Source organism: Pseudomonas sp. R3-56, from assembly GCF_051132075.1.
Taxonomy (GTDB): Bacteria; Pseudomonadota; Gammaproteobacteria; order Pseudomonadales; family Pseudomonadaceae; genus Aquipseudomonas.
On record NZ_CP071657.1, the window covers coordinates 4,278,263 to 4,299,398 of the forward strand.

19 protein-coding genes are annotated in these 21,136 nt (G+C 62.7%); 10 read left to right on the top strand and 9 right to left on the bottom strand.

Annotated features, from left to right (window positions below):
* The first annotated feature begins 1 nt into the window (after position 1).
* The 8 genes from J3P96_RS19435 to J3P96_RS19470 all read left to right on the top strand — a co-directional run bounded on the left by J3P96_RS19435 (position 2) and on the right by J3P96_RS19470 (position 7,602).
* Positions 2-1,081 carry a patatin-like phospholipase family protein gene (locus J3P96_RS19435; RefSeq protein ID WP_434653024.1) on the top strand — a complete coding sequence of 360 codons (1,080 nt, stop codon included), beginning with the start codon at positions 2-4 and terminating at the stop codon, positions 1,079-1,081.
* A 109-nt stretch (positions 1,082-1,190) separates the two neighbouring features.
* Complete coding sequence (locus J3P96_RS19440) at positions 1,191-1,478, top strand: type II toxin-antitoxin system Phd/YefM family antitoxin (protein WP_434603463.1); 288 nt, start codon at positions 1,191-1,193, stop codon at positions 1,476-1,478.
* Positions 1,468-1,755, top strand: coding sequence for a type II toxin-antitoxin system RelE family toxin (locus J3P96_RS19445; RefSeq protein WP_434603461.1), 288 nt, complete (start codon positions 1,468-1,470; stop codon positions 1,753-1,755). Before J3P96_RS19440 ends, J3P96_RS19445 begins: the two co-directional genes overlap by 11 nt.
* Before the next feature lie 108 nt (positions 1,756-1,863).
* Positions 1,864-2,220, top strand: coding sequence for a 6-carboxytetrahydropterin synthase QueD (gene queD / locus J3P96_RS19450; RefSeq protein WP_025212792.1), 357 nt, complete (start codon positions 1,864-1,866; stop codon positions 2,218-2,220).
* 57 nt (positions 2,221-2,277) lie between these two features.
* The gene (locus J3P96_RS19455) at positions 2,278-3,108 is read left to right on the top strand and encodes an alpha/beta fold hydrolase (RefSeq protein ID WP_434653027.1); all 831 of its coding nucleotides are present in this window, start codon (positions 2,278-2,280) and stop codon (positions 3,106-3,108) included.
* A 276-nt stretch (positions 3,109-3,384) separates the two neighbouring features.
* On the top strand, positions 3,385-4,656 hold the full coding sequence (codB, locus tag J3P96_RS19460; RefSeq protein ID WP_434653029.1) for a cytosine permease: 1,272 nt from the start codon (positions 3,385-3,387) through the stop codon (positions 4,654-4,656).
* Positions 4,657-4,668: 12 nt separating this feature from the next.
* On the top strand, positions 4,669-5,916 hold the full coding sequence (gene codA, locus J3P96_RS19465; protein WP_434653031.1) for a cytosine deaminase: 1,248 nt from the start codon (positions 4,669-4,671) through the stop codon (positions 5,914-5,916).
* Positions 5,917-6,036: 120 nt separating this feature from the next.
* Positions 6,037-7,602 carry a glucan 1,4-alpha-maltotetraohydrolase domain-containing protein gene (locus J3P96_RS19470; RefSeq protein WP_434653033.1) on the top strand — a complete coding sequence of 522 codons (1,566 nt, stop codon included), beginning with the start codon at positions 6,037-6,039 and terminating at the stop codon, positions 7,600-7,602.
* Positions 7,603-7,673: 71 nt separating this feature from the next.
* Here J3P96_RS19470 and J3P96_RS19475 read toward each other — a convergent pair whose 3' ends face one another.
* Positions 7,674-8,666, bottom strand: a complete 993-nt coding sequence (locus tag J3P96_RS19475; protein WP_434653035.1) for a diaminopimelate epimerase — start codon at positions 8,664-8,666, stop codon at positions 7,674-7,676.
* 180 nt (positions 8,667-8,846) lie between these two features.
* On the opposite strand from J3P96_RS19475, the gene J3P96_RS19480 reads away from it, so the two are divergent.
* On the top strand, positions 8,847-9,998 hold the full coding sequence (locus tag J3P96_RS19480) for an MFS transporter (RefSeq protein ID WP_434653037.1): 1,152 nt from the start codon (positions 8,847-8,849) through the stop codon (positions 9,996-9,998).
* A gap of 783 nt (positions 9,999-10,781) precedes the next feature.
* On the opposite strand, the gene J3P96_RS19485 is transcribed toward J3P96_RS19480, so the two are convergent.
* The 6 genes from J3P96_RS19485 to J3P96_RS19510 all read right to left on the bottom strand — a co-directional run bounded on the left by J3P96_RS19485 (position 10,782) and on the right by J3P96_RS19510 (position 17,871).
* A complete protein-coding gene (locus tag J3P96_RS19485; protein ID WP_434653039.1) occupies positions 10,782-13,220 on the bottom strand; it encodes a TonB-dependent siderophore receptor in 2,439 nt (812 codons plus the stop codon).
* Positions 13,221-13,318: 98 nt separating this feature from the next.
* Positions 13,319-14,290 carry a FecR family protein gene (locus J3P96_RS19490; RefSeq protein WP_434653041.1) on the bottom strand — a complete coding sequence of 324 codons (972 nt, stop codon included), beginning with the start codon at positions 14,288-14,290 and terminating at the stop codon, positions 13,319-13,321.
* A gap of 38 nt (positions 14,291-14,328) precedes the next feature.
* A complete protein-coding gene (locus J3P96_RS19495) occupies positions 14,329-14,829 on the bottom strand; it encodes a sigma-70 family RNA polymerase sigma factor (protein ID WP_434569236.1) in 501 nt (166 codons plus the stop codon).
* A gap of 208 nt (positions 14,830-15,037) precedes the next feature.
* Positions 15,038-16,213: a hypothetical protein gene (locus tag J3P96_RS19500; protein ID WP_434624968.1), complete on the bottom strand. Its 1,176-nt coding sequence runs from the start codon at positions 16,211-16,213 to the stop codon at positions 15,038-15,040.
* 12 nt (positions 16,214-16,225) lie between these two features.
* Positions 16,226-16,648 (bottom strand): HPF/RaiA family ribosome-associated protein, encoded by a 423-nt coding sequence (locus J3P96_RS19505; protein WP_434569238.1) that lies wholly within the window; start codon positions 16,646-16,648, stop codon positions 16,226-16,228.
* A 65-nt stretch (positions 16,649-16,713) separates the two neighbouring features.
* Positions 16,714-17,871, bottom strand: a complete 1,158-nt coding sequence (locus tag J3P96_RS19510; RefSeq protein WP_434653043.1) for an MFS transporter — start codon at positions 17,869-17,871, stop codon at positions 16,714-16,716.
* Between the two features lie 98 nt (positions 17,872-17,969).
* On the opposite strand from J3P96_RS19510, the gene J3P96_RS19515 reads away from it, so the two are divergent.
* Positions 17,970-18,734, top strand: coding sequence for an AraC family transcriptional regulator (locus tag J3P96_RS19515; RefSeq protein WP_434653045.1), 765 nt, complete (start codon positions 17,970-17,972; stop codon positions 18,732-18,734).
* Between the two features lie 12 nt (positions 18,735-18,746).
* Here J3P96_RS19515 and J3P96_RS19520 read toward each other — a convergent pair whose 3' ends face one another.
* Positions 18,747-19,187: a carboxymuconolactone decarboxylase family protein gene (locus J3P96_RS19520; RefSeq protein ID WP_434569239.1), complete on the bottom strand. Its 441-nt coding sequence runs from the start codon at positions 19,185-19,187 to the stop codon at positions 18,747-18,749.
* Between the two features lie 257 nt (positions 19,188-19,444).
* Positions 19,445-20,887, bottom strand: a complete 1,443-nt coding sequence (locus J3P96_RS19525; protein WP_434569240.1) for a mechanosensitive ion channel domain-containing protein — start codon at positions 20,885-20,887, stop codon at positions 19,445-19,447.
* Between the last annotated feature and the right edge of the window lie 249 nt (positions 20,888-21,136).

Consider the following 21,136-nt stretch of genomic DNA (forward strand, 5'->3'; position numbering starts at 1 on the left):
TATGACCGCCATTCACATGAAGTTCCCCGCGTTGACTCTGAAGGCCGGCCCTCGCGCCTTCAAGCGCATCCGCCAGGCAGGCCTTCAGGCCGCCGATGTCGGCATCCTGCCGGGCGCCGCCGGAGGGCCGAAGGCCTTGGGTATCCAGGGGCTGGACCTGGCGCTGTTCGGCGAATGGCTGCCCGCCGCGCCGCGGGAGCGCTCGCTGATCGGTGCATCGGTCGGCTCCTGGCGCTTCGCCAGCGCCTGTCTGCCGGACGGCGCCGAGGGCATTCGCCGCCTGGGCATCCTTTACAACGAGCAGAGCTTCGCCAAAGGCGTGACCATGGCCGGGGTCAGCCAAAGCTCGCAGCGCATGCTCGACGACCTGCTTGAAGGTCGCGACCTGACGATCCTCGACAATCCGCATTACCGGCTCAACATCATGGTAGTCAAGAGTCATGGCCTGTTGGCGCAGGACCATCGCGGCCGGCTGGGCCTGGGGCTGTCCTCGGTGGTCGCCGACAACCTGCGCGGCCGGGCGCGGCTGTCGCGGCATTTCGAAAGGCTGATCATCCACGACCCGCGCCTGGCTCCCCCGCTCCATCCGCTGACGGACTTCCCCTCGCGCTTCGTGCCGCTGGAAGCCGGCAACCTGCGCCAGGCACTGCTGGCGTCGGGCTCGATCCCGATGATCATGGAAGGCGTGCGCGACCTGCCCGGCGCCGGCGCGGGCACCTACCGCGATGGCGGCCTGCTGGACTACCACCTTGACCTGCCCTATAGCGGCGAGGACATCGTGCTCTATCCGCACTTCACCGATCGGGTCATTCCCGGCTGGTTCGACAAAGGCCTGCCATGGCGCCGAGGCGATACCTCGCGCTTGCAGGATGTTCTGCTGCTGGCGCCGTCCCGCGAATACCTGGCTCGCCTGCCCTACGGCAAACTGCCGGACCGCAACGACTTCAAGCGTTTCATGGGCGATGACCCGGCCCGCCGCAAATACTGGCGCACCGCAATGGACGAAAGCCGCCGCCTCGGCGACGAGTTCCTCGAACTGACCGCCAACGGTGGGCTGGGCGAGCGTTTGCTGACCCTTTAGTCAGCACGCTCGCGCAACGCGGTGATAACTATGAGACAGCCCGGATGGAGTGCTTGCCTGAATGCGCATAAAAAGACCAAAATAAAGCACTTTTAAAGGAGCCATCTTCATGCAAATCGTCTTGGCTGATGTGGCCGTCAGCGTATCGGAACTGAAGAAAAATCCGTCCGCGGTCCTGAGTGGCGCGAACGGCTCACCTGTGGCCGTGCTGAACCATAACCGCGTGATGGGCTACATGGTACCGGCGGAGGTCTACGAAGCGATGATAGAGCGCCTGGACGAGTTGGAGCTGGCCCAAGTGGTCAAAGCGCGGATCGAGGCCAACGAACCGCGGGTACGCGTATCGCTCGATGACCTTATTGGCGAGGCTGAGGCTGATATCGCCAATGGGCGTTGAATATGGAGTCGAATGGGACCCGAAGGCTCTGAAAGAACTGCGAAAACTGGACGGTGCGGTCCGTCTGCAGCTTTTGAAAAAACTCCAGGAGCGACAAGGGCACCCTCGCGTACCGGGCGATGCTCTTCACGGGATGAAGGATTGTTACAAGATCAAGTTACGCGGGGCTGGGTATCGACTCGTGTATCGCATAGAGGAGGAGCGGATCGTCATTCTGGTAATAGCGGTTGGCAAGCGAGAGCGCAGCGGCGTCTACGCTTCAGCCAAGACCCGCTAGGACAGCCAGGTTTGCTGACCCTTTAGTCAGCACGCTCGCGCAACGCGGGGATCAAACTGATAAACTGCGCCGCCTGCCTCGCGACCGTCCATTTAAAGAGCCAAATCTGTGGAAATCTTCAAAGAGTTCACCTTCGAATCCGCCCACCGCCTGCCCCACGTACCGGAAGGCCACAAGTGCGGACGCCTGCATGGTCATTCGTTCAAGGTGGCGATCCACCTCAGCGGCGACATCGACCCGCACACCGGCTGGATTCGCGACTTCTCGGAAATCAAGGCGATCTTCAAGCCGCTCTACGAGCGCCTGGACCACAACTACCTCAACGACATCCCCGGTCTGGAAAACCCTACCAGCGAAGTCCTGGCCAAGTGGATCTGGAACGAGTTGAAGCCGCTGCTGCCGGAACTCAGCGCCATCCGCATCCATGAGACCTGCACCAGCGGCTGTATCTACCACGGCGAATGAACCTGGCGGCCTTTGTGTCTATCCTCCTTGGTTCGGATATACCAAGAGGACACCATCATGACCCAATGGCCGCTGGATCAGGAATACGACTTCAACGGGCACCCCATCCGCTACGCCATTCACGGCGACGGCCCGCCGTTGGTGTTTGTCCATGGCACGCCGTTCTCCTCTTATGTATGGCACCGGATCGCCCCGCTGTTTTTCGCCACGCACAAGGTTCATTACTTCGACCTGTTGGGTTATGGCCAGTCCGCGCAACCCGATGCAGACGTGTCCCTCGGCGTTCAAAACCGGCTGCTTGCCCGACTGCTGGAGCATTGGAAGCTGGATTGCCCGGACGTCGTCGCCCATGACTTTGGCGGCGCCACGGCCCTGCGCACCCATCTGCTCGATGGCAAGGATTACCGCAGCCTGACCCTGATCGACCCGGTAGCCTTGTCGCCTTGGGGCTCCGCGTTCGTGCAACACGTACGCCAGCACGAAGCGGCGTTCAGCGGCCTGCCCGACTACATCCAGCGGGCCATCGTGCCGACCTATATCCGTGGCGCGATCAAGCGCTGCATCACCGATGAAGAGCTCTCCCCGTACGTCCAGCCCTGGCTCGGCGAAACCGGCCAGGCCGCGCTCTACCGGCAGATTGCGCAGATGGACGAGCGTTACACCGACGAGGTCCAGGACCTTTATCCGAAGGTACGCTGCCCAACGCAGATCCTTTGGGGCGAGGATGACCAGTGGATCCCCATCGAGCGCGGCCGGGCGTTGCACAAGATGATCCCGGGGGCGCTGTTCCATCCTGTACCGAATGCCGGGCATCTGGTCCAGGAGGACGCGCCGGAAGCGATCGTCGCGGCGGTGATGCGGTTCTTGCCGATGAACTCATCTAACTGAAGGCACCCTGGACCCCTGTGGGAGCGAGCTTGCTCGCGATAGCGGTGTGTCAGTTGATGCTGATGTGCCTGAACTGACGCCATCGCGAGCAAGCTCGCTCCCACAGGGGGTTTCCATGGGCAGCAACATCCGTGTTCCAACTTGATCCACTCCCTGCACCGCTTTTGCGCCTCGAAGCCCACCCGATCCACCCGTTGGCTATAAATAACCGGCAATCACTCGTTTGGCACGGCCGCTGCACGCTTGCGACATTCCCTCCTCTGCAAGGACCGCCACATGACTCAGAACGATCCCGGTAACGACTACCCCTTGAGCGAAGTCCCGATGCATGCCCGCAAGGGCCTCGCCTCCACGGCCATGGTGCTGCTGGGTTTCACTTTTTTCACCGCGACCATGTTCGCCGGCGGCAAGTTGGGCGTGGCGTTCGGTTTCGCCGAGATGCTCGGCGTGATTGTCATCGGCAACCTGCTGCTGGGGCTGTACGCGGCGAGCCTGGGTTACATCGCCTTCAAGAGCGGGCTCAATTCGGTGTTGATGGGTCGCTTCTGTTTTGGCGAGGTGGGCAGCAAGCTCAGCGACTTGATCCTGGGCTTCACCCAGATCGGCTGGTATGCCTGGGGCACGGCCACCGCGGCGGTGGTGCTGGGCAAGTATTTCGAATTGAGCCAGGGCACCGTCCTGGGGTTGATGGTGCTGTTCGGGCTGGGCTTCTGCGCCACGGCCTACATCGGCTATCGCGGGCTGGAAATGCTCTCGTACGTCGCAGTGCCGGCGATGATGCTGTTGCTGATGCTCTCGATGTGGGTCGCCACGCAGCAGGTCGGTGGCCTCGATGGTCTGCTCGCGGTAGTGCCCACCGGCAGCCTCGACTGGTCGACCGCGATCACGCTGGTGTTCGGCACGTTCGTCAGCGGCGCTACCCAGGCGACCAACTGGACGCGCTTTTCCCGTTCGGCAAAGGTCGCGGTGCTGGCCAGCCTGATCGGTTTTTTTCTCGGCAATGGCCTGATGGTGCTGATCGGCGCCTACGGAGCCATCGTCTACCAGCAGCCCGATGTGGTCGAAGTCTTGCTGCTGCAAGGTTTCGCCATGGCGGCGATGGCGATGCTTCTGCTCAACATCTGGAGCACCCAGGACAACACGATCTACAACTTTGCCGTGGCCGGCTGCAACCTGCTGCGCACCCGCCGACGCAAGACCGTCACGCTGGCCGGCGCGGTGATCGGCACGCTGCTGGCGCTGCTGGGCATGTACGATTTGCTGGTGCCGTACCTGATCCTGCTCGGCACCGTGATCCCACCGATTGGCGGGGTGATCATGGCCGACTTCTTCTTCCGCTGGCGTGGTCGCTATCCGCGCCTGGCCGCGGCGCAACTGCCGGCCTTCAACTGGCCCGGGCTGTGTGCTTACGGCGTCGGCACGGTGGCCGCCTTCAATTCACCCTGGGTCGCGCCGCTGGTAGGAATCGCCACCGGCGCGCTAACGTATGTGCTATTGATCGGCGTGATGGGTATTCGCACCGCTGACGCGCCCCTACAAGACCTATAAAGGACTCGCTTGATGCACATCATCAACGCCCGCCTGCGCAACCGCGAAGGCTTGCATGAACTGCACCTGGAAAACGGCCTGATCGCCAGCATCGCCCGCCAGACCGAGGCCCCCAGCCTGGGCCCCGAAGACCTCGACGCCGGCGGCAACCTGGTGGTGCCGCCCTTCGTCGAGCCGCACATTCACCTGGACGCCACCCTGACTGCCGGCGAACCGCGCTGGAACATGAGCGGTACGCTGTTCGAAGGTATCGAGTGCTGGGGCGAACGCAAGGCCACCATCACCCAAGAAGACACCAGGATTCGCGCCAGGAAGACGCTCCAGGCCCTCGCCGCCCATGGCATCCAGCATGTGCGCACCCACGTCGACGTGACCGACCCGACGCTCACCGCGCTCAAGGCAATGCTGGAAGTGCGCGAGGAAAGCCGTCATCTGGTCGACATGCAGATCGTCGCGTTTCCCCAGGAGGGCATCGAATCCTACCGCAGCGGTCGCGAACTGATGGAAGAAGCCATCCGCATGGGCGCCGACGTGGTGGGCGGCATTCCGCATTTCGAGTACACCCGCGATCAAGGCGTCAGCTCGGTGAAATTCCTCATGGACCTGGCCGAGCGCACCGGTTGCCTGGTGGATGTGCATTGCGACGAAACCGACGATCCGCACTCGCGCTTCCTTGAGGTACTCGCCGAAGAGGCCCGCAGCCGCGACATGGGCGCCCGGGTCACCGCCAGCCACACGACGGCCATGGGCTCCTACGACAACGCCTACTGCGCCAAGCTGTTCCGCCTGCTCGGGCACTCGGGCATCAGCTTTGTATCGTGCCCCACCGAAAGCATTCACCTGCAAGGGCGCTTCGACAACTTCCCCAAACGCCGTGGCGTCACCCGGGTCAATGAACTGCTCGAAGCCGGGATGAACGTCTGCTTCGGCCAGGACTCGATCGTCGACCCGTGGTATCCGTTGGGCAATGGCAACATCCTGCGCGTGCTCGAAGCCGGGCTGCACATCTGCCATATGCTCGGCTACCGCAACCTGCAAAGCGCTTTGGACCTGGTCACTGACAACAGCGCCAAGGCCATGGCCCTGGGCGAACGTTACGGACTGGAACCCGGACGCCCGGCGAACCTGCTGATCCTCTCGGCCGACAGCGACTACGAAGTGATCCGCAGCCAGGGCCTGCCGCTTTACTCGATTCGCAATGGTGACGTGTTGATGAAGCGGCAGATGCCGGTGGTGGAGTTTCCCCCCCGGGCAGGTTGACGTAGCGGAACCAACGGCAACGACTCCAAGAAAAAAACCATCGACCTGTCAGGTCTGACAGGTGACCGCGCTCCGAGCCCGCCTCAAAGTGATCGTCACCGATCACTTGAGGAAACGGCCATGAAAAGGACGTCACTGTCGGGCTTGCTGCTGGGCATTGTTTTAGCTTTGCCAGCGATGGCTGCAACCATCGATACCGTGCGTGATGGCAGCGCAGAGGAAATCCTGCTGCAAGGCTTTCACTGGAACTCCAGCCGCAACACGGAAAAGTGGTACCCGGTGCTCTCGCGCATGGCCAGCACGATTGGCGCCGACGGCTTTACCGCCATCTGGATGCCACCGCCATGGGCGGATCAATCAAGTTGGAACAACGGGACCGTTTCGGGGGGCGGCGAAGGTTACTTCTGGCACAGCTTCGAGAAAGACGGCCGCTACGGTACCGACGCACAGCTGCGTCAGGCAGCGGCCGCGCTGAACAAGGCCGGGGTCAAGGTCATCTACGACGTGGTGCCCAATCACATGGCTGAACGAGACGGCCCTTCGATGTTTGTTCGAGGCAGCGGGGAGTGGCGGCAGGACTGCGCTCAATGCGATGAAGGCGACGCATTCGACAAGGGCAACCCGGATCTGAATACCGCCAATCCGCGGGTGTTCGACAGCTTCAGGAAAGAGTTCATCAACTTGCGCGACAACTACGGCGCGCAAGGCCTGCGCTTCGACTTCGTCCGGGGTTACGCTCCCGAAACGGTGAATAAGTGGATGGAGGCCTTCGGCAGCCAACAGTTCTGTATCGGTGAAAACTGGAAAAGCCCGAACGAGTATCCACAGGGTGACTGGCGGCACGGCGCAAGTTGGCAAGAAGTATTAAAAGACTGGTCGGACCGCTCACACTGCACCGTGTTCGACTTCGCGCTCAAGGAGCGCATGCAGAACGGTCCGATCGCCGAATGGCGCCATGGCTTGAATGGCAATCCAGATCCGGCCTGGCGCCGAATCGCAGTCACCTTCGTCGATAACCACGACACCGGCTACTCACCCGGCGCCTATGGCGGCCAACATCACTGGCCGGTCGCCGATGCGTTGATCAACCAGGCCTACGCCTACATTCTCAGCAGCCCCGGTACGCCGACCGTGTATTGGGCTCACATGTACGACTGGCAACGGGATGAGCTGATTCGTCGGCTGATCAAATTGCGCAAGGACGCGGGTATTCGCGCCGACTCGCCAATCCGCTTCCACCCAAATTACTCGGGATTGGTGGCAACTACCAGCGGCAGCCGAAAAGCCCTGGTAATCGCCCTGCAGTCGGATCTCCAGCAGTTGCCTCAAGGGATGCAGGCAGCGGCACTGGAGTGGGACAACGGCGCCATCCGCATCTGGAGCATCCCTGCCGAACCGCCGCAGGTTTCGGTCAGCTTTCATTGCGACAACCCAGGCGCTCAGCACGGCGAAAGCGTTTACGCCGTTGGGTCGTCCCTGGAATTGGGGGCGTGGGATCCTCGCCACGCCGTGCCGCTGGAGGGTTCCAATAATCGCCGGAGCAGCGTTATCCAACTGCCTGCGCAGCAACAAGTGGAATGGAAGTGCATGGTTCGCCGCCAGGACTCTGCGGAGATTCGTTGGCAGCCAGGGCCGAACGTTTCATTCACCAGTGACACGGCCTACGAGACGACCGGGCGACTTTAAGCAGTACAGTAAAATGGGGCTTTCAGGCGCCAGTGGGGCGAGGTTGCACCGGGCTTTATCGCCATCGACGCCTAACGCATGGCGCTGGCCGTGCCAAACAGGCTGACCCGTACCAACTCGCCCTCCCGCTCTTGCAACAGGATTGGCGCAGTACCGCCGGGCATCATGACGCTCACCGTCCCGGCCTGCACCCAGCCCACCCGCCACGCGGCACACGCGACCGCGCTGGCGCTGGTGCCGGAGGACGCGGTTGGGCCTTCGCCCCGCTCGAACACCCGGGCGGCGATCTGTCCGTCGGCGGCGCGCCAGGCCCATTGCAGGTTGACCCCCGCCGGACAAGGCATCCCCGCCCCGCCAGGCGCCGCATAGGCAATGCCGGTCAGGCTTTGCGCCAGCGCCTCGGCGCGCATCTGCGCAAGACCTGGCAACGCCTCCACGTCATCCACCAGCGTTACGCAATGAGGATTGCCGATGCGCACGAATTGGCTGTTGCCCCACGCCGGATTCAAGCCATGCAGCGCAGGCACCCGGCTTACCGCGCATTGGTTGAAGGTCACCGCTGCCACACCTTGAGCGCCCACGGCAGCGGGTCCGAACAGCGGTGTCCCCAGGTCCAGCCAGAAGCCTGGGACCCCGCCCAGTTCAGCGGCGCGAACCGATGTCCGCAGCGGTGAGATACCGTCGGGTTTGTCGTGGTGAACCTGCAGTACGCAATCGTCATCGCCCACCAGCAACCCCCGCTCTTGCAGAGCCAGGGAAAAAATCGTCAGGCCATTGCCGCTACGCTCGGCCAGCGTCCCGTCGGTATTGACGATCAGCAGGTCGAAGGGCGGCGTGTCCTGGAACGGGCCGACCAGCAGCCCATCACTGCGATGGGCTTTGGCATCCGGCGGCGCCTCCCCCGTCGCCCAGGCGCAGAAGGCCTGCACGGCGGCGCTGGCCCAGGATTGGCGTAACGAGGCCGCCTCGGCGGCGGACGACGGCAGGCCGATGCCCAGGGCACGCACCTGCTGCGGTGAGACGACTCCGTAGAGGTTGCCGCGTGCGTTGTAGAACTGCGTCATGCATCAGGTCCGAACAGGCCAGGAAGAACCGTTACTTTATGCCGGCAAGCCCGGCAGGAGCAAAGCCTGCTCCAGACGGGAACATCGGGTCGGCACCTTGGGGTCGCGGTGCGGTCAGTGGATATGCAAGCATAGGCCCCTGCCTGCATCACCGCACCGCACCAAAGCCAAGGACGTTTCATGACTGCCATAACACCCCCGCCCACTTTTGTTCCCGGACGCCTGGAACAGATGTCCACCCGCATCGCCTATCTCATTGCCGGAATCGGTATTGCCGCCTGGGCGCCGCTGGTGCCTTATGCCAAGGCGCGGGCGAACCTGGATGAAGGGACCCTCGGCTTGCTGCTGTTATGCCTTGGGGTCGGGTCGATCCTGGCGATGCCGATCTCCGGTGCGCTGGCGACGCGGTTCGGCTGCCGTCGGGTACTCAGTGGCGGTACGATCCTGATCTGCCTGGCGTTGCCGCTACTGGCGTCGATGAGTTCCTTGCCCTGGTTGGTGGCGGCATTGTTCGTGTTTGGCGCCGGGCTCGGCACCGTCGATTCGACCGTCAACCTGCAAGCGGTGATGGTCGAGCGCGCCAGCGGCAAGACCATGATGTCGGGTTTCCACGGCATGTTCAGCCTCGGCGGAATCATCGGCGCGGCCGGCGTGAGCGCCCTGCTCGGCCTCGGGCTTTCGCCGCTGGCGGCAACCCTGGTGGTCAACGCGGTCCTGCTGGTGGCGTTGTTCAAGGCCGCACCGCACCTGTTGCCCTACGGCAGTGAAAGCTCGGGACCGGCGTTTGCCATTCCGCATGGCGTGGTGCTGTTCATCGGCATCCTCTGCTTTATCGTGTTCCTGGCCGAAGGCGCGGTACTGGACTGGAGTGCGGTGTTCCTGACCACCGAGCGTGCGGTGGATACCGCCTACGCCGGGTTGGGTTATGCCGCGTTTGCGCTGACCATGACCGTCGGCCGGTTGACAGGCGATTCGGTGGTGCATCGCCTGGGTGCCAAGCGCGTGATCATCTACGGCGGCTCGATCGCCGCAGCAGGTTTCTTCCTGGCGACCCTCGCACCGATGTGGCAAGCGGCGCTGCTAGGGTATGCGCTGGTCGGCGCCGGGTGTTCGAACATCGTGCCAGTGCTGTACACCGCCGTCGGCAAACAGACCCTGATGCCCGAAGCCATCGCCGTGCCGGCCATCACCACGATCGGTTATGCCGGCATCCTCGCGGGGCCGGCACTGATCGGCTTTGTCGCCCATGGCAGCAGCCTGGCCATTGCGTTCGGATTGATTGCGCTGTCGCTGGTGGCGGTGGCGGGCAGCGGGAAAGTGTTGAAGGTCTAAGCCCTGCAGATTCCCCGTGGCGAGGGAGCTTGCTCCCGCTCGGCTGCGAAGCAGTCGTAACCCGGCGGACGCGGAGTAACTGATGCTCCGCGTTCGACAGGTTTTGGGGCTGCTTCGCGACCCAGCGGGAGCAAGCTCCCTCGCCACGGGATTGTATTTGAGCCTTGGGACTGTGTTCCAGGCCGCAGAAAACTGAGACAAAATCCCACCCTCGCCTGCACGAAAAACGTACGCGGCGCGCCGACGTAGATACGCCCGTTGGGCGGTGGTTGCGGGAAAGTGTCAAGAGTCTAAGCCCTGCAGATTCCCCGTGGCGAGGGAGCTTGCTCCCGCTCGGCTGCGAAGCAGTCGTAACCCGGCGGACGCGGAGTACCTGATGCTCCGCGTTCGACAGGTTTTGGGGCCGCTTCGCGACCCAGCGGGAGCAAGCTCCCTCGCCACGGGAATTAATGAGCCTTGGGACTGTGTTTCAGGCCGCTGGGTACTTGCTCAAAACCCCACGCTCGCCTGCACGAAAAACGTACGCGGCGCGCCGACGTAGATACGCCCGTTGGGCGGTGGTTGCGGGAAAGTGTTAAGAGTCTAAGCCCTGCAGATTCCCCGTGGCGAGGGAGCTTGCTCCCGCTCGGCTGCGAAGCAGTCGTAACCCGGCGGACGCGGAGTACCTGATGCTCCGCGTTCGACAGGTTTTGGGGCCGCTTCGCGACCCAGCGGGAGCAAGCTCCCTCGCCACGGGAATGCATTTGAGCCTTGGGACTGTGTTTCAGGCCGCTGGGTACTTGCTCAAAACCCCACGCTCGCCTGCACGAAAAACGTACGCGGTGCGCCGACGTAGATACCCGAGTTGTTGTCGCTGGAACGCGTGTAATACTGATGATCGAACAGGTTCTTCACCCCCGCGCCGAGTTTCAGGTTCGACAACTGCGAGCCGAAATCATAGCCGCCCCGAACGTTCCAGAGCATATAGCCAGGCATGTCGCCGTACTGCCCATCGGCGGTGCCGTCGGTGATGTAGTTATCGCTGAAACTGCCATCGGGGTTCACGCTGTTGCCCGGTGAACGTTGCCCGGACTGGGCAAAGCCATCAAGGTTGTAAGTCCAGCGATTGACTTCGTAGCGCAGGCCCACGGTGGCAATCTGGCGCGAATAGAACGGCAGGTCACGACCCTTGAAGCTCGGGATGTCCCCTTCATAGGTGGCCCGGGTATAGGTGAAACCAGCGCTGGCGGTCAGGCCGTCGAGGCGCGGGTCCAACGCGGCCATGTCGTAGTGCACCGACGCTTCCAGCCCCTGATGCTTGGTGGCGCCCATGTTGGTCCAGCCCACATCGTTACTGATGTATTGCAACTCGTCGTCGAAGTCGATGTAGAACAGCGTCACTTCCCCGCCCCACACGTCATCGTTGTAGCGCGTACCGATCTCGTAGGTCTTGGCCTTTTCCGGGCTCAGGCCATTGGCGGTGTTGTTGCCGTCGCCGCCCTGGCCGAGTTGAAAATACTGCAGGCTGCCGAACGAAGTCTCGTAGTTGGCGAACAGCTTCCAGGCGTCGGACAGGTGGTACATCACGCTCAAGGCCGGCAACGGTTCGTTGCTGTCGATGCTGCGGCGCTTTTCCTGCACCGGGCGGCCGGCGGTGTCGAGCACCGGGCGGTCGTGCCATTCGGTGCTGATGCTTTCGAAGCGGATGCCCGGAGTGATGGTCCACTTGCCCACGTCGATCTTGTCGTCGATGTAGACCGCATGGGCTTCGGTACCACCGGTCCGGTCCTGATAGACGTGACCGTCGGCGCCCGGACGCACCACCGGTTCGTTGTTGCGCAGCGCCAGGCGGCTGGCCTCCTCGTGCATGCCTTCCTTGAGGTAGCGATAACCGACGCTGGCCTCCTGGGTGGTCGGCCCCAGGTCGAACACATGGGACACCCGCGGCTCGATGCCGAAGGTGTAATAGCTACGCGGGTAGGACACCAGGTTGCGCTGGTCCCGCGAGGCGATGGTGCTGCCGCGGAAGCTGTCGGAGTAATAGGTCAACACTTCGGCCTGGGTGCGCTCGCCGATTTCGCGGATCCACTTGAACGACACGTCCTTGCGGCGGCCGCTGAAACTGTCCCAGTCGCGATCGGACTGGTACGGGTCGGCGTCGTATTGTGCCTGGGTCAGGCCGCCGGGCATGTCGGCCTCGGCGTCGTAGTAGTGGAAGTTCAGCGAGAAATCATCGACGTCGGTCGGTGCCCAGTGGGTCTTGAGGATCACGTCGTCGATGTCGTTATCGTTGTTGCTCTTGCGATATCCGTTGCCGTTGATGCCCGAATACAGCAGCGCCACGCCCAGCCCGTTATCGGCGGTACCGCCCAGGAACGCCGTGTCGATGTGCTTCCAGCCGCCGTGCTGGGAGGTCTCCAGGGTGCTGCCGATTTCCCCGGTGGCTTTTTCCGGGATGGCACGGGTCACGAAGTTGATCACGCCGCCGACGTTCTGCGGTCCGTAGCGCACCGAGCCGGCACCGCGTACCACGTCGATGCTGTCCAGATTGCCCGACGAAATCGGTGCCATGGACAGTTGCGGCTGGCCGTACGGCGCGAAGGCCGCCGGTACGCCGTCAATCAGGACCGTGGAGCGCGGCGACAGGCGCGAGGTCAGGCCGCGCACGCCGACGTTCAGGGCGATGTCGCTGCCACCGGTGCCGTTGGCGTCTTGCACCTGCACGCCCGGGACCCGCCGCAAGACGTCGCCGACGTTCATGGCGCCCTGCTCGACCATCGCTTCGCGGCGGATCACCGTCCGCGCGCCGGCGTGGTTCTGTACCACTTCGGCGTTGGCGTCGCCAAGCCAGTCGCCGACCACCTGGATCTCGGTGGCGCCCAACTCCAGTGGGCCATCGGTAGACGCCGAAGGAGCCGGCAACACAGTCACCGAGCCCTGATCAATCTGGTATTGCAAACCGCTGCCCTTGAGCAATTGACCCAGGGCCACCTCGGGAGACAGGTTGCCCTGCACCGCCGGTGCTTGTTTGCCGGCCACCAGCTCCGGGCTGAAGAACACCTGCAACGAGGTCTGCTGGCCAAGCTGGCTCAGCGCCTGACCCAAGGGTTGCGCCTGGATGTGGATCGCCGTGACGGTCTGGTCGGCAAAAGCCTCGGGCAACGCGGCGCTGACCGCCAGGGTCAGGGCCAGCGGTAGCCAACGGGTGGAGGTACGTTTGTTGTTCTTGGCGGAAGTTTTCACGTCGAACCTTGTCCTGTCGAATCGCAAGAATACGCGTCTGTTAATGCAAACCAGTTGCAGTTGGACAAGAAGACGAAGAGCTCGAAAAAAACCTGAATCTATTTCGCAATTATTTCCTGGCTGCCGTCGTCAAGTGTGCGCACGGCCACCGGCAGGATGTTCGGCAAGGCCTTGAGCAGCGCCTCGGGATTGTCCGAACGAAACACACTGGTCAGGCGCAGGTTGCCCACCGCGGCACTGGCAACCCGCAGGGGCTTGGCGCGATAACGGGAGACCTCCTCGGCGACTTCACTCAACGGCGCGTTGTTGAACACCAGCTTGCCGTTGCGCCACGCGGTGAGTTCATCGGCGTTGATCGGGTACGATGACGCGACCTTGCCTTGAGCATCGATCCGGGTACCCAGGCCGGCCGTGAGATTGATGGGGAAATCACGCCCTTGGACCTTGACGCTACCCTCCTCCACCGCCACCCGGGTGCTGCCGGCATCGCGGCGCACGTCGAAGCGCGTCCCGGTCACCGTCACCTGGCCGTTGCCCGCGTCAACGGTGAACGGGCGCGCGGCATCATGCTCGACTCTGAACAGCGCCTCCCCCTCGACCAGCTCTACCCGACGTTGGCGATGTTCGAAGACAACACGCACATGGCTGCGGCTGTTGAGGTCGATCAGCGAGCCATCCGGCAGCGCGACATGCCGACGCTCACCGAGGGCAGTGGCGAATTCGCTGCGGTAATCGCTCGACGCACCCAGGCCGCTGAACAACCCCAGCCCGACCGCCACCGCCACCAATCCGGCGGCCACCGCATAGCGCAGCAAAGGCCTGCGTCTCGGGCGTTCGGCGGGCCGCTCGCACAAGGCTTGCAAGCGCTCCCGGGGCAGCAGGTCCGTTGCGCTCCAGATCCCTTGCAGCAGTTGAATTTCATCGCGGTGGTTGGGGTGTTCGCCCAGCCAGGCCTCGAAACGCTGACGCTCGTCGAGGCTCATGACCGGGTCCTGCAGACGCACGAACCATTGCGCCGCCTCGTCGCGAACCCTGCTCTGCCCGCACGGGCAGTCACGGCTATCCATCATGGAAGGGTCCTGTGGCTCGGGTGGAAAAGGACGACCGCTCATTGATCCGGTCCGTCGAGGCGATCACGCAGATGGCGCAGGGTGCGGATCATATACTTTTCCACCATGTTTTTTGACAGGCCCAGGCGCTCGGCGATTTCCGCCTGGGTCAGGCCTTCGATCTTCTGCCAGACAAACACCGTGCGGCAATGGGCCGGCAGCTCGGCAAGCGCCCGTTCGATGGAGTCCGCCAGCTGGATCGCGTGCATGTAGTGCTCCGGGTCGCCCGCAAACGAATAACCAGGGTCAAGCGCCGCTTCCTCCATGGCGCCCCGTCGATCTTCACGCCGATAGCCGTCCACTGCAATATTGCGCGCTGTCTGGTGCAAATAGGCCCGTGGCTGCTCGACCTGCGCCGAATCGGACTCGAGCACGCGCACGAAGGCGTCGTGGGCCAGGTCCTCGGCCTGCTCGCGGTTGCGCAGGCGGCGGGTCCAGGTGCCGATCAACTCTTCGTAATGCTCAAAAAAGCCGGGTCTGCGAGGCAGCTTGGGAATCATCGCGGCGTGCTGTGGGGACGGGGCACGAATAGTAATCGTTCTTATTAATTGGAAGCAAACGCCGTCCGACCACCTGGGCAGAAAAAATACAATGTGGGAGCGAGCTTGCTCGCGATGGCGGTATATCAGTCAACATTTATGTTGAAGGTCAGTCCGCTATCGCGAGCAAGCTCGCTCCCACAGGGTTCGACACTGCCTCCGGGATTGCCTAGAACCGGCACACCGCCGCCGCCCCCGTATCGGTCGGCATGACATGCTCAGGCGGCACGACGATTACCTCGCCGCCCTGCCGGGTCACGGCCAGGATCAATTCGTCCAGCACGTCAGGCGCCTGTTCATCGCCGGTCTCGTCAATGATCAAGCGGCCCTTGTCTGCGTCGAGCTGGCCGGGCACCTGGCGCTCCGCCTCCACCAGCAACAGCGCAATGCGGCTTTCCCAGGCGGCCTTGGCGATCTCGGCGAGGTTGTCCAGCGCCCGTCCCTGGCCGACCGCGACACCATAACGATTGAGGCTGTCGACGACCCGGTCCGAGTGGCTGTGGGCCATGACCTTGGAGCACTGGACGCGTAACTCCTCCACGCTCAACCTCGAAGGGTCCCCATCGATGCCCTGGGCCAACAACTGCGAGTTATGGCTGACCGCGCGAAACACCGCCTGGTTTTCCGGCAGGGCCACGAGGATCATCGGCAAGCCCGAAGGCTGCGAGTAATGTTCCAGGATGGCTTTGTCCACGGCGCGAAAAAAACGCTCGCGGTCGAGGTTGATTTCGTCCTGCTTACCGCCGCCGGCGGATTCATGCATCATCGGATCGCCGCGCTCACTGCTGCGGCTGAAGCCGTTGGGGAAACCCTGCTGGTCTCCTGAAGTCAGTTCATCGCCGAGCGCCTCGTTCTGGTTGCGCGGCACCTCGTCGGCCAGCTCGACTTTTTCCAGTTGTTGGGAGGAGCCCTCGTACAACCACACCTCGTTACGGGTCAGGCACAGCACCTGATAACGTTCGGTCGACTGGACCAGACGCAACAATGGCTTCAGATAAGGATGGCTGTTGGCGAATGCGCATTGCGGCAGGCGCTGGTTCACCGCGATGACCTTGAAATAGTCACGGGCGCCGAACACCGCGATGCCGTCACGATTGGAGTTCCAGAAATCCTGGTCGTCCACCAGCGCATGAAAAGGCTCAAGCAACGGTGCGCAATCGACGCCCGGATGCTGTTGTTCCAGTTGCGTCTGCAGTTCGCGCACCAGGTTCTTGTAGCGGATCGGGTCCTGGCTGCGTTCGGGGAATGTACGGTGGGTAGGCATATACAACGAAAGGCTCGGCTGTTCGTCGAATGCTAGAAGCTCGGCCAATACCTGCCGGCTGAAGGGTTGATGAGCGGTCATGATCGTCTCCTTTTATTCTTTGCCACGAGCCTCTTGGTTTGCGAGGAAATCTTCCTCCAGCATGGCGTCCACCAATTCCGGTGGCGCTTCATCCACAGGAGCGGTCACGCGCCCCATGGATTCGACGGCGGGGTTGAGCTTGCCAACCTGATGATCGAGCGCATGCAGCATTTTCTCGGCGGCGCCCTCGACCGCCAGCTCCAGGCTTTCGGCCTTGTGGCTTACGGAGATGGCCGCAACGCCTTGCAGACGCGCCTCGATCTGGCAGCGTTTGTCCGCGGCGCCGCCCTTCTGGGCGTTCTCGTCGCTGACGTGGATTTCAACCCGGGCCAACTGGTCTTCGAAACGCTGTAGCGCGTCCACCACCGTACTGCCGACCCACTCCTGCAATCGGACACTGCCTTCGATATGGTTGCTGTTGACTTGAACTTGCATGATCGACTCCTCTGACAAAGGCGGCTTTGGGCCGCCTATTGTGGGTAGAAGAAAAGTGATCGGGCTTAGTTCCCGGCACGGGATGACTGGCGTTTGGCACGCAGCAACTGGCGCACCGTCAAGCCCACCGCCAGCGTGCCGCAAAGGATCAAGGTCCAGCCCAGCGCCTGGAACCAGGCGGCGAGCATCAGCGCAGCGCCGATCAGCACGTAGTAGAACAGGCCGAACAGCGCGCCGGCCGTGCCCAGGCAATCCTTGTAATGTACGAGCGCCGCACCCAGGACGTTGGGGATCGCCATGCCGAACGCCAGCACCACCAGCAACATCGGTGCGACAAAGCTGCCGCTGTCGAGCAGGCCTTGCACACCCGAACCGCCCACCAGCAGGACAACCGCCGCCAGGGCCGACAATTGTTTGCCGTCGAATCCGCGTGCCAGCAGGCGCTTGTTGAGCCAGGCGCCCAAACCTGAACCCAACGCCAGAACCACTCCGCTGTAACCGAACATGGCGGGACTCAAGCCGAGCCGTTCGAACTGGAACGGTGCAAGATTGTAGTAGCTGAACAGCGCCACGTTGAACGCAGCCACCAGCCATGCCGAACGCCAGATGGCCGGGTCCACCAGCATGCGCCAGAGGATTTTCAACAGCGGCGGTGGAGGCAGTCGGACCGGCAAGGTTTCGGGCAAGGCACACACGCACCACAGCAGCAGGATCAACGACAGCAGCAGGAGTGCGCCGAGTACGCCTTGATACCCGAAGAGCTCCACCAGGCCCGCGCCGCTGAACAGACCGATAGCCGGACTGGCCGCCAATGCGATACCGATGATCGAGAAGACCTGGCCCAGTTCGGCGCCTTGGAAGCGGTCACGCAAAACCGTTTGGGTCACCACCGAACCGACTGCGGCGCCGAACGCGGCCAAGGCCTGAAAGGCCAGCAACGCGTCAAAGCTTGAGGCATTCAAACCGAGCACGGTCGCAGCCCCGTACAACGCGAGGCCGGCCAGCATGACGGGCCGACGGCCCGCGCGATCGCAGAGGCGCCCCCATACCACCACTCCGAGAGCGAACCCCAGGAAAAACACCGAAAGCGTCTGCGCCGCCATTTGGGCGCTGACGGCAAAGGCCTGGCTGATGTCTGCCAATGCAGGGCTGTAAAGGGTCTGGGCGATCTGGGGAAACATGACCAGGGCGATCGCCAGATGAAGCAGAGGACGGGATGTCATGGAAAGTGCTCGCTGAAAGAATGGCGAGCAGTCTATAAACGCTATGACTGTCGTATTATCCAAGGCCTGACAATAAATCGCTGAAATCGGACAAACTCATGGCTTGGCTCGACGCTCACGCCCGCTTCGACCCCGATCGCCATCACGCGCCGGTCGTTGGCATCGCCGCAACGCTGGGTCATCACGATTCTGGCTTGCACGCTCACCGGCGTGGGCAATTGCTGTTCACCTTCCAGGGCTGCACGCGCATCACCTTGCAACGGCAGCTTTGCCTGCTGCCCCCCTCACGAGCGGCCTGGATTCCACCGGGCACGCCGCATCGCGCAGTGATGCAACAGAGCGTGGAGTATCGATCGATCTACCTGACGCCGGCTTTGTGCGCCGATCTACCTTCGCAAGTGCGCATCATCGAGGTTTCGCCACTGCTGCGCGCCGTACTTGAACCGATCGCCCACGCCGCGTTTGACAGCGACTGGATGCAGGGCCGCAACGCGCATCTGCTGGGCCTGTGCCTGGAGGAAATCCGCCAGGCGGCACCACAACCGATGCTGCTGCCGCTGCCTCAAGACAAGCGCCTGGCGCCGCTGCTCAAGACTCTGGAACAACTGCCACCGGCGCTGGCTGTGCTGGAACAGCAGATCGGCGCGAGTGGCCGGACCATCGGGCGAATCCTGCAACGGGAAACCGGCATGAGCTATCAGCAGTGGCGTCAGCAATGGCGCTTGATGCGTGCCATTGAGCTGCTCGCCACCGGTCGCAGCCTGAGCTATTGCGCTTTCGAACTGGGCTTTGCCAGCGACAGTGCCTTTATCGCTTTCTTCAAGCTCATGACCGGTCTCACGCCCAAGAACTACCTGAGGTAAGCAGGGCTCGAATCAAACCTCGGGCATTTTCCGAAAGCCCACCGCCAGCCGATTCCAGCCGTTGATGGCGTTGATCGCCACGGTCAGGTCGACCATCTCCTTGGGCGTGAAATGCTCGCTCAGCAGCGCGTAGTCCGCGTCCGGCGCATGGGTCTCGCTCAGGCGTGTCAGCGCTTCGGTCCAGGCCAACGCGGCGCGTTCACGGCCGGTAAAAAACGGTGCTTCGCGCCAGGCGGTCACCGCGTACAGGCGCCGCTCGGTCTCGCCGTCCTTGCGCGCATCGGCGGTGTGCATGTCGATGCAGAATGCGCAGCCGTTGATTTGCGAGGAACGCAGCTTGACCAACTCCAGCAGGGACTTTTCCAGGCCCAGTTTCGACACCGTGTTTTCCAGCGTCAGCATGGCTTTGTAGGCGTCGGGGGAAGCGGTGTAGAAATCGATACGCGGTTGCATGGTGAACTCCTGGAACAATGGGGTGTGGCGCTACGTTAGCCCTGCCCTGGCGCCGGACAAATAGCCAATTGTTGGGAAGTTCGGGTGGCCAATGGTCGGGAAATCAAAGAATACCTTCGTGGCGAGGGAGCTTGCTCCCGCTCGGCTGCGCAGCAGTCGTAAACCGGCTGGCACGGTTTACCCGCTGCACCGAGGTGTCTGGTTTTGGGGCCGCTGCGCAGCCCAGCGGGAGCAAGCTCCCTCGCCACAGGTACTACTCAGGCCCGACTGCGCAACCACTGCAAAAAACGCTTCTTGGCTACCGGCTTGGGCACGTCGCGAGTCAGGTTCTGGGCCAGGTGCATGCGCACGTCCAGCAGGTTTTTCATCGCGTCGTTGATATCGCGACGGGCTTCGAGGCAGGGCTTGAGGTAGCTGTTCTCGATGCGATACAGCGTGCAGAAGGTCTTGGCGGAGAAGTTCGCCAGTGCGGCCTGTTCGGCGACGATTCCGGCTTCGCCGATGACTTCCCCCGGTCCCATGCGCCCGCCCTCCAGCGGCTGGCCGTTACGCATGAGCGTCACGCTGACCACCCCGGACTCGATGATGAAGAGATGATCGCTGACCTCCCCGGCCGCCAGGATCACGTCGCCGGCGCGGAAGGTTTGCAGGGTCATGTTCTGGCTGAAGGTGTCTTTTTCATCCTGGCGCAGGGTCGAGAAAATGTTCGAGCTCTCCAGCAATGCCCGGGGCCGCGACACCACCGCGGGAGCCGCGCTTTCACTGGTGGACAGCAGGCTCACGCCGGACGCCTGCAAATGCCGGAACGCCAGGTCGAACAACTGGTTGCGCACCCCGCGCTTCTGGGACATCGAGGCGACGAACCCACTGATCTCGTATTCCGCCCCGCCACTGCCGGTGCTTTTCAGCGCCACGCAGGGCTCCGGGCTCGACAGCAACGCACGGCAGCCGACCATCGCCCGCTCCAGTGCGTCGATTACCGTTTGCGGCCGTGCGTGAGGGCTCACCTGGATGCTGATCGACAAGCCATGGACATCGCTGGGTCGGCTGAAATTGATGATCTTGGCCTTTGCCGCCAGCGAGTTGGGGATCACCGCCATGCTCCCTTGGGAGGTCTGCAACCGTGTAGCCCGCCAATCGATGTCGGTGACCCGGCCTTCGGTGCCGTCGATGGAAATCCAGTCATCGACCTGATAGGGCTTGGTGGTATTGAGCACGATGCCGGAGAAAACATCGCTGAGGGTGCTCTGCAACGCCAGGCCGACGATGATTGCCATCGCGCCGGACGTCGCCAGCACGCCTTTGACCGGCAGGTCGAGCACGTAAGCCAACGCGGCGATCACCGCGACCAGGAAAATCACCGCACCGAGCAGGTCCTGCAATAGCCGCCCGGTATGGCCGACCCGTTGCATCATCACCGCACCGATCATCACCGTCAGGGTGCGCGCGGCGAACAACCACCAGCCGATCTGCAAGCCGGTCGCCGCGAGGTGCCGGGGCACGTCGTCGACCCACTGGGCTTTTTCCATGGGATTGAGGCCTTCGTTGAACAGCAGCACGCTGAACAACGAAAAGATCAACAGCCGTACACCGATTTTCCAGTAGGTCCGGTCGGCGCTGACAAGCCGCCACAACACCAGATCGAGCACAAGCAGTGCCAGGGCACAGAGCAGCGGGTGGTCGGTGAACAGAGACAGCATCGGGACAGCTCCAGGAAGGCCATTGGCGAAGATTGGCACAGAATGAACACGCTGTAGAGGTCACCCCAGGACAAATCCCAGGTGCGCCCCAGCCCCCCTGTGGGAGCGAGCCTGCTCGCGAAGAGGCCGGCCCCTTCAACATCCTTTTTCGCCTGAGATACCGCTATCGCGAGCAAGCTCGCTCCCACAGTAGATTCCCGGCGAACACAAAATCAGGACCAACGCAAAACCATGTGGGAGCGAGCTTGC

Excerpts from the sequence above, each read along its gene's own strand:
- J3P96_RS19480 (WP_434653037.1), top strand. The coding sequence starts at position 8,847 with ATGACTGCCATAACACCCCCGCCCACTTTTGTTCCCGGACGCCTGGAA.
- J3P96_RS19500 (WP_434624968.1), bottom strand. The coding sequence starts at position 16,213 with ATGACCGCTCATCAACCCTTCAGCCGGCAGGTATTGGCCGAGCTTCTA.
- J3P96_RS19505 (WP_434569238.1), bottom strand. The coding sequence starts at position 16,648 with ATGCAAGTTCAAGTCAACAGCAACCATATCGAAGGCAGTGTCCGATTG.
- J3P96_RS19510 (WP_434653043.1), bottom strand. The coding sequence starts at position 17,871 with ATGACATCCCGTCCTCTGCTTCATCTGGCGATCGCCCTGGTCATGTTT.
- J3P96_RS19445 (WP_434603461.1), top strand. The coding sequence starts at position 1,468 with ATGGGCGTTGAATATGGAGTCGAATGGGACCCGAAGGCTCTGAAAGAA.
- J3P96_RS19515 (WP_434653045.1), top strand. The coding sequence starts at position 17,970 with ATGGCTTGGCTCGACGCTCACGCCCGCTTCGACCCCGATCGCCATCAC.
- J3P96_RS19525 (WP_434569240.1), bottom strand. The coding sequence starts at position 20,887 with ATGCTGTCTCTGTTCACCGACCACCCGCTGCTCTGTGCCCTGGCACTG.
- J3P96_RS19520 (WP_434569239.1), bottom strand. The coding sequence starts at position 19,187 with ATGCAACCGCGTATCGATTTCTACACCGCTTCCCCCGACGCCTACAAA.
- J3P96_RS19470 (WP_434653033.1), top strand. The coding sequence starts at position 6,037 with ATGAAAAGGACGTCACTGTCGGGCTTGCTGCTGGGCATTGTTTTAGCT.
- J3P96_RS19475 (WP_434653035.1), bottom strand. The coding sequence starts at position 8,666 with ATGACGCAGTTCTACAACGCACGCGGCAACCTCTACGGAGTCGTCTCA.
- J3P96_RS19435 (WP_434653024.1), top strand. The coding sequence starts at position 2 with ATGACCGCCATTCACATGAAGTTCCCCGCGTTGACTCTGAAGGCCGGC.
- codA (WP_434653031.1), top strand. The coding sequence starts at position 4,669 with ATGCACATCATCAACGCCCGCCTGCGCAACCGCGAAGGCTTGCATGAA.
- J3P96_RS19490 (WP_434653041.1), bottom strand. The coding sequence starts at position 14,290 with ATGATGGATAGCCGTGACTGCCCGTGCGGGCAGAGCAGGGTTCGCGAC.
- J3P96_RS19495 (WP_434569236.1), bottom strand. The coding sequence starts at position 14,829 with ATGATTCCCAAGCTGCCTCGCAGACCCGGCTTTTTTGAGCATTACGAA.
- codB (WP_434653029.1), top strand. The coding sequence starts at position 3,385 with ATGACTCAGAACGATCCCGGTAACGACTACCCCTTGAGCGAAGTCCCG.
- J3P96_RS19440 (WP_434603463.1), top strand. The coding sequence starts at position 1,191 with ATGCAAATCGTCTTGGCTGATGTGGCCGTCAGCGTATCGGAACTGAAG.
- J3P96_RS19455 (WP_434653027.1), top strand. The coding sequence starts at position 2,278 with ATGACCCAATGGCCGCTGGATCAGGAATACGACTTCAACGGGCACCCC.